Origin of the sequence: Sphingobacterium thalpophilum, from assembly GCF_901482695.1 — a bacterium.
GTDB lineage: Bacteria > Bacteroidota > Bacteroidia > Sphingobacteriales > Sphingobacteriaceae > Sphingobacterium > Sphingobacterium thalpophilum.
In genome coordinates this window covers 1,479,716-1,493,687 of record NZ_LR590484.1, presented here as the reverse complement: position 1 = coordinate 1,493,687, position 13,972 = coordinate 1,479,716, and the positions used below count along the sequence as shown (strand labels likewise).

Sequence of the window (13,972 nt, the reverse complement as noted above, 5' to 3'; positions counted from 1 at the left end):
TCAAGCTGACTTTTACTTTTTTAAGAATGAACTGGGCGAGAGTCCAAATCTTTTTTTAAAGGCTGCAGAAAAATGATTGCTCCGTTGGTAGCCTACTTTGCCTGCAATTTCTGAAATGTTCCAATAATGAGCGTAAGATTCGGTCAGCAATTTGTACGCTAGATTCATCCGCTGCTCAACAATAAAATCATGTATCGTGACACCAAAGAGTTCTTTAAATCCCGCCTGTAATTTCGTTCGGTTCATATGGGACAAATAGGATAATTCATCAATACTATGATGTTTTGTGAGGTCGGAGATGATCTTTTCTCTGACAAAATGCAATTGTTCGATATCTGCTTTGGAGTAGCGCTGCTGCTGTCTGCCCTTTCCTGTGCCCTGAACCTGAAAAAGTTGATGAGCCAATAACTCCATGAGTTTGGCCTCGAGATACAGGCGTTTGATGTTTCCTGCATAGGGACATTCCAAAAGATCCTGTACGGCACGAAAAATCTGGGGCGAAATCAGATGCGATCTGCCTCCTAACAATGCGGGCCTGCCCGATGCAATGTCATCGACAAAATCCATCGCGGGGGAGGGGGATGTCCCGATATGCTGCCGGATCCATTTTTCTGAAATTTCTATCTCGACGGTAACGGCATCCTTACATGGTGGATCCACCAACCTGCCGTTTAATTCCGGAACATAAAAGAAGCTGAACTCGCCTTCGGAAATCGGCACTGCAAATGTTTTGTTTTGATGAAAATAATAAGCTGATCCTCCTGATATCTCAAAATGCATCTGTAGATAGGGGGCGTCAGAGCGTACCCATATTTCACGCTCATGCGCCTGCGATCGCTTATACACATTGATGTACACACCATCCAGATGAATACGCCTGCGTTCCAGGTACATGTCCTTGTCTTGCTTGATATCTACCGTCTCGATAAGGTCATATTCCTTGGGAATAACGTAGCCTTCGGGCTCCTCCAGGAGCGAGAGCAGTTCATTTCGATGCGTATTCAACAGTTCTATATTCATGGTAGCTTGTTTCCTCGTAAATAACAAGTAAGAGATCCCATCCCCAACTTAGGTTCCGCGATTGCAGAATTTGTACATATTGCTGCAGATTTCGTAGGCAAAGATAGATAATTTTGGCTTTAATTTAAACTAATTCTAAATAGTGTTTGTTGATGAAGCCGATTCACAAGTGTCTATGTTATATTTTTCTGCTGCTTTTTATAGGGGTACGTCCTGTCGAAGGACAGACAAAAGGCGGCCTCATCAAGGGCTATGTGTACGACGAAAAAGGGCATCCTGTCTCTGGAGCGACAGTCATCGTGCGCAACAATAGCATGCAGATCACGACGGATGGCAGTGGGCGCTTTTCGTTTGACCTGCCGCCTGACAAAGAATACAGCATTCAGGCCGGCTTTTTGGGTAAGGGGATCCAGGTCAAAAATGTTTATTTGCATAAGAACCGCGACAGCCGGCTATCGTTTATTCTCGTCGACGAGATCACCAGCCTTGCGGAAGTTCATGTAAGCGGGGAAAACCGGAATCAAAAAGCGCGGAATGCGCTTGTCAAGGCTGAGATTATAGATACGAAGGCTGCACAGGCAAAGGCTGTAACCTTGGTGGAACTGATGAATCGTGCAGCGGGTGTACGCGTCCGGCAATCGGGAGGACTGGGCAGCAATACGAACGTCATGCTCAACGGGTTTCAGGGTAAGTCCATCAAGCTATTTAAAGATGGTATTCCCACGGATTACCTCGGTGCTTCGTATAACATTTCGTCTATACCGGTCAATATGCTGGAAAGGGTGGAGGTATACAAAGGTGTGCTGCCGACTGAAATCGGTGCTGACGCGCTCGGCGGTGCCGTCAATATGGTCTCGAGAACGGAAAGTTCACGATATGCGGCCTTATCCTATGAAATAGGATCCTTTAACACACATCGTGCCTCCGTCAACTTGAAAAGCAGTGCCGGAAAAAGTCATTTTTACTGGGGCCTGGATGGGTTCTATAATTATTCGGATAATGATTATAAAGTGACCGCGAATATCCCCGATCCGGACAAATCGACGGTGTCTGCGGAGACTGTCAGATTATTTCACAATCAGTTTAAACAGGCGTATGCTGAGCTCTATGGGGGCTGGTCCAATCTGAGCTGGGCAGATGAGCTCCGTGTGGGGTGGACAGCTTTTCGAATTGATCGCGATAACCAGTTCGCGGCCTTGATGGAAAAGCCTTTCGGAGCAGCCAAAGCAAGTGAACATGCAGCCATCATTCCGACAGTACGTTATAAGAAAGATTTTTGGGATCATAAATTAACGATAGACCAGTTTTTGGTATACAGCAGGATCCGCGGCCGTCAGATCGATACGTTAAGCGGCTCGTACGATTGGTATGGGACCTATCATCCACCAGTGGATGCCAACAGGCGCGGTGAATCCGGCAATCCGACCTTAGCATCGTATACGTACTCGAACTTTACATCACGGACAGGATTGGTCTATCGAACTGCCGCTAATAGTAGCTTATCATTCAATGTAGTATATAACGATTACGGCCGTACGGGAAAGGATCCTTACGGTCCCACGACCGCGGGAAGCAACCCTGTGGACCTGCAGTCCTTGCCGGCAAGCTATCAGAAAGTGGTTGCCGGTCTGGGCTGGAAAACCGAATTATTGGAAAATAAGCTGGAAAATCTGTTCCAGGTAAAATACTATTATGCAAAAACTGCGGGGCAGGAAGTCAATATCAATACCGGATACCTCAACGAAAATACGTCCAGGGCGGATGTATCGAAACTTGGTGTCGCGGAGTCCATTAAATACAATTTATCCAAACGCACTTATCTGAGGCTTTCAGGCGAATTGGCGACGCGGCTGCCTGAGCAGACCGAGATCCTCGGCAATGGTGCATATGTATTGTCTAATTTTGCCATTAGGCCCGAGAAAAGTACCAACGGAAACATAGGTATCCGAACGAGACCAAACGATAAGGTTGATATCGAACTGAACAGTTTCTACCGGATCACCAAAGATATGATCATCACAGTGCCTGTCAATTTGCTGTATTCGCAAAGTGTCAATGTCGAATCTGTGCGGGGAATAGGCTTTGAGGCGGATATCCGATACACTCCCGGATCCTGGCTTTCCTTATACGCCAATGGTACCTATCAGGACTTCCGCTTATACCATATCGACAATCCCCTGATGGATTATCTGGAGGGAGCTCGCCTGCGGAATACGCCTTATTTTTTTGCGAATGTCGGCGCATCATCGGCTTTTTCCAATGTGTTCAGGAAAAGGGACAAGCTACAGGCCTACTATAACATGGCCTATGTGCACCAATACTATCTGAATTACATTCCCAGAAATACAGAACCTGATGGATTTTTGGGGCTTTGGGGCAAAGCCAAGGTCGATGCTCCCAATATTATTCCTTCACAGACGGTACATGCTGTGGGACTGCTATGGCAGCCAGAGTCCGCATTGCCCTTGACCGTCAATGTGGAATGCAAGAACCTATTCGATGCAGCTGTGTTTGACAACTTTAAAGTTCAGAACGCTGGCCGTAGCTTCCACCTGAAATTAAACTATATCCTGAAATATTAATAACTGAAACCAATACAATCATGAGAAAACATCTGTTAAGTGCATTTGCGCTGGTTCTGCTGGCTGGCACGGCACTCATCTCCTGTAAGAAAGACGAAACCTCCGGTGAGGGAAATGGCAATAATCCTGCGACGAACGCAAAATATGTCCTGCTAACCGCCGAGTGGGCAGTGAGTGATGGTTCGGGCTATTATGCGGCCTATAATGAGGTCCCGGCAGGTGAGGTAGACAACATCGGCGGCTATTCCTTGCAGTCCCGAAATTATGGCGGCTTCCGTACATTCAAAAACTGGATATTCAACCGGCAGAGACTGTCAGGTGAAACGGGCATTGTCCGTTATGGAATCGGTGCAAACGGAAAATTCGAGGAAACGGGCTTTATCAAGTGCGGCACCTCCGCCCAGCATCTTGAGGTAGATGAAACCACCGGCTTTTATTTCGATGCAGACCGCGGCAAAACCAAGATTCAAAAGTTCAATCCGACGACGATGCAACGGACAGGAGAAATTGACTTGTCATCAGTCGTTGAAAAAGGAACGGACATCAGTACCAATGTATACATCGGTAACCAGACATTGATTGCCAAGGAGGGCAAGTTATTTGTCAATGTAACTTATTCCCGCAAAGATGGTAATGGACATAATGATAATACCCGCAATTACCGCCTGGCTGTCGTGGACATTGCTACGGAAAGGGTGGAAAAGGTCATCATTCATCCCGTAGCCAAAAATCACGGTTATTCTACCTCCGAGTTCCCTGCCTGGATCAAGGGAAGCGATGGCGCATTATATGTATTGACAACGGGCTGGAATACCAATGAGGACAAAATTCTCCAGGCTGAAAAATCCTTTATTTTCAGGATCAAGGCCGGTGAAACTGATTTTGACAAAAACTGGGAGCTGAGCGCGACAGATCTAGGGATGCCGGAAGGGGCACTTTTGTGGAGTTTCCGGGAGCTGAACGGCAAGTTATATGTGGACTGTTCGAAGGATAAAATTATTGTTCCGGGACTGACCAACCTGAATACCAATATATATAAATTTTTTGAAGTGGATATCGCCACTAAAAAAGCTACGGAGATCACCGGTGCACCGCTGACGGTCTTTGGGCTTTCTACCGGTAATGTGGAGGTTGTTGATAATCAGGTCTTTTTACGGGTGGTAAACCGGACACAGAGACTCAATGGATATTATCGTGTGAATTTGTCAGATCACACTGCCTCACCGGCTTTTAATGTCATCAGAGGAGGGGAAGTAAGTGGCTTTGTCCGTTTGGAAAATAAATAATCATATATGGAAATCTTGAAAGTAAATTTAAAAGATGAATCGGCGGCATTGAAGGAACTCTGGTCGCTCAAGCAGGTCGCCCGAGTTAATGATCATGTGGTCAATATGGCGAAGATCAAAGGCGAATTTGAAATGCATACACATGAAAATGGTGAAAAGCTATTTTATGTGGTCGAGGGTGTGCTGTTCATCGAATTTGCCGATGGGGATAGCATCGAGGTCGGAACGGGTGAATTTGTGGTCATCCCTAAAGGCTCCTGGCATAAACCTTATGCACATGAGGAGACAACTATTTTATTTTTCGAATCCAGATAGGTTTATATAAAGTGCGTTGGTCTTTGCTGCTGTGCTGTTTAATACTTTTTGCTGCTGTCTCCGTTTTGTTGGGTGTGGAACGGCTGGATCTGGCCAGTTTGTTCCACCCGGGGGCAGGTAATCGCGACGTGCTATGGATCAGCCGTATCCCGCGTACTGTAACGCTGATCCTGACAGGGGCAGGGCTCTCCATCTGCGGTGTCATCCTGCAGCAGCTTACGCAGAACAAGTTTATATCCCCTACAACGGCGGGGACCTTGGATGCTGCCAAACTGGGTGTTTTGTTCGGCCTGCTGTTTTTTCCGCAGTCGGGATTATTGACAAAACTTATTTTTGGTATGTTCTTCTGTTTTTCGCTGACTGCACTCTTTACCTTTTCCATGATCCCGGTTGTCAAACGGAGCACTGTGCTTATACCGGTTTTTGGCGTGATGTACGGTTACATCCTGAATGCCGTCGCTAATGTCATTGGCGTGCAGTTCAACATTGTTCAGAATATGGAAAGCTGGATGGTGGGCAATTTTGCCAAAACATTGAAGGGGCAATACGAGGTGATCTATATCCTGCTACCGCTGTTTGCTGTCTGTTATTGCTATGCCAACCGTTTTACGATCGTGGGGCTGGGCAGGGATTTTACTTCCAGCATAGGGGTTAATTACATGGCTGTAACCTGCGTAGGACTGATGCTCACATCCATCATGGTCAGCATAACCCTGCTAACCGTAGGTTCTATTCCGTTCATCGATCTGGTGATCCCCAATCTGGTATCGCTCATACACGGCGACAATTTAAGGAAGAACCTGCCTTACATGGCCTGTTACGGTGCGATAACGCTGGTTGTCTGTGATATCATGGGCAGGGTTGTAATTTATCCTTACGAGATACCCTGCAGTATGATCGTCGGTTCGCTGGGCGCGCTGCTGTTTTTGTTCATCTTAATCAGAAAAGGAAGATGAGCAGACAGGCAGTGATCATAAATCTGGCAGCCCTGCTCATGATGGTGCTATTTGTGTTTTTTCGCGCCGATATAAGCGACGTTTTCATCATGACAGGTAGGCTGGAGCGACTATTTACGTTGGTACTGGTCAGTCTGACCCTGGCCTATTCCACCATCGTGTTCCAGACGATCTCGGCAAACAGGATCCTGACGCCGTCATTGATGGGCTATGAACATCTTTTTGTGCTCTCACAGGTCCTGATGTTGATGGCTTTAGGCTCCGGTAGTGAACTCGTGCGCTCAAAACTGTGGAGTTTTGTTTTTTCGACGGCGATCATGACAGCGTATTCGTTCGCTCTATATGTATTGCTGTTTCGCAACCATAAGAAAAACGTGTACTATATTCTTCTGATCGGTCTGGTGCTGGGCATGTTTTTTAGTGCAACGACGCAATTCCTACAGATGGCCATCGACCCAAACGAGTATGGATATGTGCAGAGCGCCATGTTCTCCTCGTTAGGACGGACGTCGATAGATACACTGGCTATCGCTTTGCTGGTTGTGGCTGCCCTGCTCCTGTATGTCAAGCGTTATTTCCGGTATTTGGACGTGCTCAGCCTCGGCAGGGAGTACGCTCTCGGCCTCGGGGTGGACTATGATGACCTTGTTAGAAAACAGCTTCTGGCTATTTCAGTGCTGGTATCCGTGTCCACGGCTCTTGTCGGGCCGATTACCTTCGTTGGCATATTTGTCTCCGGTATTACCTACAGGCTGTCCGCCACAGCCTCTCATGCGCGGACCATTGGATTGGCTGCCGGAATTGCATTGATACTGATGACCGGAGCCCAGTTTGCCATCGAACATATCCTTAATTATAGACACAGCCTCAGTGTACTTATCAATCTGCTTGGGGGGAGTTACTTTTTTGTCCTTATGATCAAACAGCTTCGGAAATAATATGATAGAAATTCAATCAATTTGCAAAAAATATGGACAGCATCCCGTCCTGAAAAATATCAGCCTGTCCATCCCGAAAGGAAAAGTGGTGTCGCTGATTGGCCCCAACGGTGCTGGGAAAAGCACGCTGTTGTCGCTCGTCGCCCGTCTGGAAAAACCTGGACAAGGAACAATAACCCTGGACGGAATAGGGCTCAACAGTTATCCTTTGAGCACGCTGTCCAAAAAGCTGTCCTTTCTCAAGCAGCATCATGTATTTGACCTCAAGCTAAAAGTGTCCGAAATCATCGGTTTCGGTCGCTTTCCGCATAGCCGGGGGCGATTGAATCAGGAAGATCATCAAAAAATAGAGGATGCCATCGCCATGATGGATCTTTCGGCGATCCGGGATGCCTACATAGATGAAATAAGCGGCGGACAGCGACAGCTCGCATTTTTGGCAATGATCATCGCGCAGGATACCGAATATATTTTGCTGGATGAACCACTCAATAATCTCGATATGAAACATGCTGTTGATATCATGCAGACGGTCCGCCGACTGGTCAGGGATTTTGGCAGGACGGTCATCGCGGTGATCCACGATATTAATTTCGCGGCGAACTATTCGGACTATATCGTCGGTCTCAAAGGGGGAGAGGTCGTCTTCTGCGGTGAGACAGCGCATATGGTAAACGAAGAAATGCTCCGGAAGCTATATGGTATTGACTTCCGCATTATGCGGGATGACACGACAGTACTATGTAATTATTATAAGATATAACATGTATAATTCTCTAAATCATCACATATGAATAAAAACCTTTTTAACATACTATTTGCGGCCAGTATATTGACTTTCACGGCCTGTGACAATCCAAGCCGGACAGCCGCGGGCGAGACTGTCTCCGTGCAGCACGAATTGGGTACGGCCCAAGTGCCTGTACAGCCCCGGAGAGTCGTGGTCTTTGATGTGGGCACATTGGAAACGCTGGATGAACTACACATCCCGGTGGCGGGTATTCCCAAAGATTACATGGCAAAGCATCTTGAAAAATATAGAAAAGATCCGAATGTACAGGATGCCGGCTCGATCATCCAGCCTAATCTGGAGCGGGTGAATCAGATAAAGCCCGATTTGGTGGTTATTTCGGCAGTAACGTCCAGAGAATATGAACAACTGTCAAAAATTGCTCCCACCATTTATCTTGGCGTCAAAAACGAAAATTATATGCAATCTGTTATCGACAATCTGAATACCATCGGTGACATCTTCGGCGTTCGGGATAAGACAGACCAGAAAGTAGCTGAAATAAAACGTAAAATCGAAACAGCAGTAAAAACCATAAGCGCCAGCCCGAAGAAAAGCATGGTATTGATGTACAATGCGGGCGCTTTCAGTACATTTGGCAACAACTCCAGGTATGGGTTTCTGTATACCGACCTGAAAGCTGTACCGGCGGATGAAAATAAGCAGGCAGGGGTACACGGAACGGTGGTATCGAGTGAGTATATCAGCCGTGTCAATCCTGATATACTGTATATCATCGACAGGAATGAGATCATGCTGGGAGAGAAGACCGATAAAGACGAAATAGAAAATGCATTGATTCAGAAAACCAATGCATTCAAGAACAACCGTATTATTCATGTGGACCCGAACGTCTGGTACCTGTCAGGTGGGGGAACATACTCCCTGAACCGGATGTTGGATGATGTATTAAAAGGATATGAGTGAATCAGATGAGGGCTATCCGTGGAAGAGATCTTTTTTTCTTCCTGCGACGCAGCAGCAATTTCCTTTGGGACGGGCAGGGATGAACGTCCTGCTTGAGAATCGAATAAATAGGGCTTTCCGTCGTTTTGGAAAGCCCTATTTTATTCGTGTTTACCTGCCGGTTGTCCTCTCATTTTTTGTCCCACCACACTTTCGACAGGAATGAGTCACCATTGCTCATCCTGGACACGGCTTCTTTTAGGTTGGCCTCGTTTAGTTGCGCTTCTTCGCTGGAATAGATCGCGCGTCTGGGAATCTGGCCATTGGTCGAACCGGCATTAGGTCCGGGGGTCAGCCTCGGGTAGCCTGTGCGCCGCCACTCGGCGAAGGCCTCCATATCCCTGCCAAAAAGATGGATCCATTTCTGGGTCGCTATACGCTCCATTTTCTGATCATCGGTCAGCCCATTCAGATTAAGCACAGTCTGCGCATAGGCTGTTGGTACTGACGCCAGGTTATATGGGGGCAGAGCCAAAGCAGCCTTTACACCTTCGGTAAAGTAGGTCTGCGCGTCAGCGCTCGTCGCCCCCCATCCAAGCAGTGCAGCTTCAGCTTTGTAAAAGCAAACGTCCGAATAGGTAAACGAATAGCTCGGAATGGGACTGAAGGTCAGACTAAACCATGTCGATTTGTTGGCTGTGGAATAGTTGGCACGGATCAATTGGGATAGCTGGTCGTCAGTAAGGGCGACTCCAATACCTTGATAGGTTATGGTTCCACCGATATTGACCGGCTCGGCGAGCAGGCTCAGCCTCGGATCATTGTATTCTTTTAGTTTGTCCACCAGCGTATTGGCCAGATACCGCAGGTCGGCACTGCCGGTCGTCATCTGTCGTAGAATTGGGTTTTGATTCTCGGCCTGAGCATCGTTGAATGTGGCAACCGCTGCGTTGTCGCTGTTGCTCGAAAGTAGCCCCATGGGCGAGGTCATGGCCTCAGTGACCGTCTTTTGCGCCAGACTGGAGTTTGCATACCGCATGCGCATGCCCAGCCTCAGCTTGAGCGAATTGCCGAATTTTTTCCATTTTGCAATATTGCCTTTGTAGAAAAAATCAGAAGACCCGTAGGTCTGATCGCCATCGTTGAGCTTCGCCAGCGCTGCATCTACCCGCTGGATCAATGCAGGGTAAATCGCCTCCTGTTTATCGAATTTCGGAGTGCGATTGATCTCTTTATTACTTGTGGTCACCTCAGTGTAGGGAATGTCGCCGAAGAGATCGGTCAGCCGCTGGTAGAGGTAGGCTTCGTAGAGCTCGGCAATAGCCAGCTTGCTACGTCCTTCGGGACTATTTTCTTTGCCGCCCAGCTCTTGCTTGATCTGTACAATATTGCGGAGCAAGGTATAGTGCTGCGACCAGATCAGGTTTTCAGGACCCTCGAAATATCGGGATACCGGTACAACAGGGCCTCCTGCCCAATGTTGTATCCAGGATCCAAATTTATTGTTCGGGAGTTCGCCCGATTCCTGGAAAGTACCATCCCGCAGGATGCGGGCAAGCAATAACGCAGGGTCTACGGCCGTGACCGAGGTGGGTGGCGTGTTGATCCGCTCGAAATCTTTGGTGCAGGAGCTCAGTCCTGTCAACAGCATCAACACGGCCGCAAATGTATTTTTCAATAATATCGTTTTCATCCGTTTGTCTTCTTTAAATTATACAATAATTGTTTCAGGGGCTCGCTTTACGACTGCCGACCGGTGCGGCTTGATGAGCGCACTGTCCGGTTGCGCAATGAACGATTTACAAGCCGACGGTAAGGTTAATACCAAATGTGCGCATCATCGGCAACGACGTAGACTCAATACCTATGGAACTGTTGTTCACGTTGAAGGCGGAAGCTTCAGGGGAAAACCCGTCCGTCTTTCGCTGGAAGTAAAAGAGGTTGCGGCCATAAACGCCCAGTTTGAGCGAGTTGATCACTCGGTGGGGTATTAGCTTTTTGGGAAAAGTGTAGGATAAGCTGATTTCGCGCATGGCAATGTAACTCATATCATTGACCATCTCCTCAGAGACCATGACTTCCTTGTCGCTGGCAACCATGTTCCAGTAATCTTGTGCGTTGACCTGCTTCGTGTTTTTGGTACCGGTACTTGTCCAGTTTCCGGAACCGTCCTGCTGCGCCACCATGCCTTCGGCAACGTAGGTGCCGTCACGTCCTGCTACTGTTTTCTGCGTGGTTCCATAAATGATCTGTTCGCGATTGGACTGCGAAAACACGACTCCGCCCTGCCGGATATCGACCAAAGCATACAGGTTGAAGCCTTTGTATTTAAGGGTGTTGGCAAATCCTCCCAGCCAGTCGGGCTGCGCGTTTCCAAGGTCGGTCTGCACGCGACCCGCAGTACGCAGGGGCAGCCCTGTGGCCGGATCGATCAGCCTATTTCCCTGTGCATCTTTGATCCAGGCGAATTGCGTGCCGATCAGCTGGCCAAATGGTTTGCCAACTTCGGCTACAACATTGATCCCGCGATCCGTGGCCAACAGGAAGCTTTCTACGCCGGGGTAGAGCGACTCGACTTTATTGCGGTTGCGGTTGTAGTTGAAGGTGGTATTCCATTCGAAGCCCGATTCGGTCCGCAGGGGCGTCGCCCCCAGCACAAACTCAATACCTCTGTTGCTGATCTCGCCGGCGTTGATTCTATTTTTCACATACAGGCTCGAAGGGGCAATGGGCACATCAAGAATCTGATTTTTGGTCTTTGCCTGATAGTAGGTGAAAGAGAAGGATAACCTGCTCTTCAGGAATCTCAGGTCGGCCCCGGCTTCAACGGAGGTGGTCAGCTCGTTTTTTAGGTTGGGGTCGGGAATGATTTCGGTATAGGACGCCATGGGCACTCCACCATGGGTATACTGGTTGAGACTATAGGTGCCCGTCAGCTGGTAAGGATTGCCCGAACTGCCGGCCTGAGCCCAGGAAGCCCGGATCTTTGCAAAGGATAGCGCCTCGGACTGCCATTTGAAGGCATCTGACAGGACGAGACTCGAACTGATGGAAGGATAAAAGAAGGAGCTGTTTTCTTTGGACAATGTGGAAGACCAGTCGTTGCGGGCAGAGAAATCGACAAACCAGTAGTCCTTGTAACTGAACTGTCCGGAAAGATAGGCTGAATTGATCTTGGACTCAATCAGGTCGAAAATATAGGTATTGGTAGTTGTATTGTTGATCACAAAGAGATCGGGTACTATAAACTGGTTGCCCGAATTGCCAGTCATACGCAGATATCTGTTTTGATGGCTGGCACCGAGATTGACACTTAACTTTAGATCTTCCGCGAGCTTAAAGTTGGAGCTGGCGAGAATATCGTAGTTGTCCTCACGGGCGCGGATCACTTCTTCGCGGATATCTCCTTTTCGGTTTAAGCTCTGGTAGGTGTTGATCGGACGATAGCGGAAACGCTGGTCCGTGTAGTAGTCTGTTCCCCCGGTGGCTGTCACTTTGAGCCATGGCGCAACATCATAGCTGAGCCGAAGCAAACCGATGAGGCGGTCGCGTCGGTCTTCGTTGTGGTTTTCGTGGATCGTCCAGAAGGGGTTGGCCGTGGAACTGTTGGTCGCATAGGTCTTTTCCAGCCCTTCTGTCAGCCCTGAAAAGCCAAGCTGCCGGCTTATCTCCTCCGCAGTCCATTTGTACTGGGCGAGGATATCGTTGCCCAGGCTGCGCGGCTGACTGATAAACAGGTAGGCGGGATTGTCCGCCGCATCGGCCATGGTCGGCCGGTTTTGTCCCTTCTGAGCGATATAGTTGGCCTTAATGTCGATATGAAAACGGTCGGTTATCTTGGCCTGCGTTCGCAGCCCGAAGTTGTTTCTTTTGAGTGTATTGGTCGGGATATAGCCCTTCACATCGGTATTGGCAAAAGAAAAGCGATAGTTAACTTTGTCGGTTCCCCCGTCAATACTTAGGTTGTTGACAAATTGTTTTTCCGTCTGAAAGAATGACCCGTAGGTATCGGCCTGGGGAGTCAGCTGCAGAACATGACCATAGGCATCTTCGTAGGTTTGTCCTTCCATTTTGGCACCCCAGCTACCCCGGGTGGTACGGTCGCGCCCAGCGCTCATTTTGGGTAGGCCGCTGTAACCAAACTTGAGGGCATCACTCATCGAAACAATCGTGCCATCGTCTTTTCGGAAGTGGGTAAAGGTACCGTTCAGCCCCTGGCCATAGACATTCTGAAAATCGGGCAGCACGAGGGCATTGCCCAAAGAGAAGTCTGTCCCATAGTTAAACCGCGTTTTTCCGGCTTTCCCTGATTTTGTCGTAATCAGGATAACCCCATTGCTGCCTCTCTGCCCATACAATGCCGCGGCATTGGGGCCCTTCAGCACCGACATGGTTTCAATATCTTCGGGATTGATGTTGCCGATGCCGTCACCATAATCTGTGCCGCCCGACTGGTTGGGGGAGGAGATGTTCTGATTGTCTATAGGCACGCCGTCAACAACATACAGAGGCTGACTGTTGCCGATCAGGGAATTGTTGCCGCGGATGACGACCTTCGAGGATCCTCCGGCGCCCGAGGCCGCACGGCTCACTTGCACGCCGGCCACCTTGCCCGATAGCGCATTGGCCACATTGGTCTCCTTGCCCTGTGTCAGTTCATCGCCTTTGAGTTCGGCGACGGTATAACCGAGAGCTTTTTTCTCCCGTTTGATCCCAAGTGCCGTGACTACGACTTCCTGCAGATTTTCGGCTACAGACTCCAGGCTGATCGTGATCGCAAGTTTATCCCTTTCGGTAATGGTATAATCCGTAAGTTCCTTGCTCTGATACCCGATCGACGATACACTGATTTTGTAACCCTGACCGGGAGGGATCTGATCCAGTGCAAAGGTTCCATCGGGTCTGCTGGTGGTGCTTTTTTTCAGCCCGCTTGCCGCATTGTGGACCGTGACGGTGGCCGAGGGTATCGGCCTGCCGGCCTCATCTTTGATGATTCCGGTAATTGATGCTTGCTCTTGTGCTTGAGCGACGAGACAGCTCGACGATAGCAGGCCCATGAGACCAAGACGGAGTGCCCAGTTGACATCGGCACGAATGCTGGATCTTAACAGCAGCATAGTGAGAACACGATGCCTGGAAGGTAAATAATTGTGCATAATTTATGGGTTAAATAGTGAAT

At 48.6% G+C, this 13,972-nt stretch carries 10 protein-coding genes; 7 read left to right on the top strand and 3 right to left on the bottom strand.

Annotated elements, in window-relative coordinates; genetic code table 11:
- Positions 1 to 12: 12 nt before the first annotated feature.
- On the bottom strand, positions 13 to 1,020 hold the full coding sequence (locus tag FGL37_RS06360; RefSeq protein WP_051606663.1) for a helix-turn-helix domain-containing protein: 1,008 nt from the start codon (positions 1,018 to 1,020) through the stop codon (positions 13 to 15).
- 152 nt (positions 1,021 to 1,172) lie between these two features.
- Between FGL37_RS06360 and FGL37_RS06355 the strand changes: the two genes are divergently transcribed.
- Genes FGL37_RS06355 through FGL37_RS06325 form a run of 7 tightly spaced genes read left to right on the top strand, consistent with a single transcriptional unit; the run spans position 1,173 to position 8,814 of the window.
- Complete coding sequence (locus FGL37_RS06355; protein ID WP_051606662.1) at positions 1,173 to 3,602, top strand: TonB-dependent receptor plug domain-containing protein; 2,430 nt, start codon at positions 1,173 to 1,175, stop codon at positions 3,600 to 3,602.
- Between the two features lie 20 nt (positions 3,603 to 3,622).
- Positions 3,623 to 4,888, top strand: coding sequence for a DUF4374 domain-containing protein (locus FGL37_RS06350; protein WP_028069261.1), 1,266 nt, complete (start codon positions 3,623 to 3,625; stop codon positions 4,886 to 4,888).
- 6 nt (positions 4,889 to 4,894) lie between these two features.
- Complete coding sequence (locus tag FGL37_RS06345) at positions 4,895 to 5,203, top strand: cupin domain-containing protein (RefSeq protein WP_051606660.1); 309 nt, start codon at positions 4,895 to 4,897, stop codon at positions 5,201 to 5,203.
- An 11-nt stretch (positions 5,204 to 5,214) separates the two neighbouring features.
- On the top strand, positions 5,215 to 6,159 hold the full coding sequence (locus tag FGL37_RS06340) for an ABC transporter permease (RefSeq protein WP_081817820.1): 945 nt from the start codon (positions 5,215 to 5,217) through the stop codon (positions 6,157 to 6,159).
- On the top strand, positions 6,156 to 7,097 hold the full coding sequence (locus FGL37_RS06335) for an iron chelate uptake ABC transporter family permease subunit (RefSeq protein ID WP_028069258.1): 942 nt from the start codon (positions 6,156 to 6,158) through the stop codon (positions 7,095 to 7,097). The genes FGL37_RS06340 and FGL37_RS06335 overlap by 4 nt, the downstream gene beginning before the upstream one ends.
- Position 7,098: 1 nt before the next feature.
- Positions 7,099 to 7,860 (top strand): iron ABC transporter ATP-binding protein, encoded by a 762-nt coding sequence (locus tag FGL37_RS06330; RefSeq protein ID WP_028069257.1) that lies wholly within the window; start codon positions 7,099 to 7,101, stop codon positions 7,858 to 7,860.
- Positions 7,861 to 7,887: 27 nt separating this feature from the next.
- Positions 7,888 to 8,814, top strand: coding sequence for a siderophore ABC transporter substrate-binding protein (locus tag FGL37_RS06325; RefSeq protein WP_028069256.1), 927 nt, complete (start codon positions 7,888 to 7,890; stop codon positions 8,812 to 8,814).
- A gap of 169 nt (positions 8,815 to 8,983) precedes the next feature.
- Here the strand turns inward: FGL37_RS06325 and FGL37_RS06320 are convergent, their stop codons facing one another.
- Both FGL37_RS06320 and FGL37_RS06315 read right to left on the bottom strand, forming a co-directional pair.
- Positions 8,984 to 10,486: a SusD/RagB family nutrient-binding outer membrane lipoprotein gene (locus FGL37_RS06320; RefSeq protein WP_037532718.1), complete on the bottom strand. Its 1,503-nt coding sequence runs from the start codon at positions 10,484 to 10,486 to the stop codon at positions 8,984 to 8,986.
- A 106-nt stretch (positions 10,487 to 10,592) separates the two neighbouring features.
- Positions 10,593 to 13,949: a SusC/RagA family TonB-linked outer membrane protein gene (locus tag FGL37_RS06315; RefSeq protein ID WP_051606659.1), complete on the bottom strand. Its 3,357-nt coding sequence runs from the start codon at positions 13,947 to 13,949 to the stop codon at positions 10,593 to 10,595.
- Positions 13,950 to 13,972: the final 23 nt, after the last annotated feature.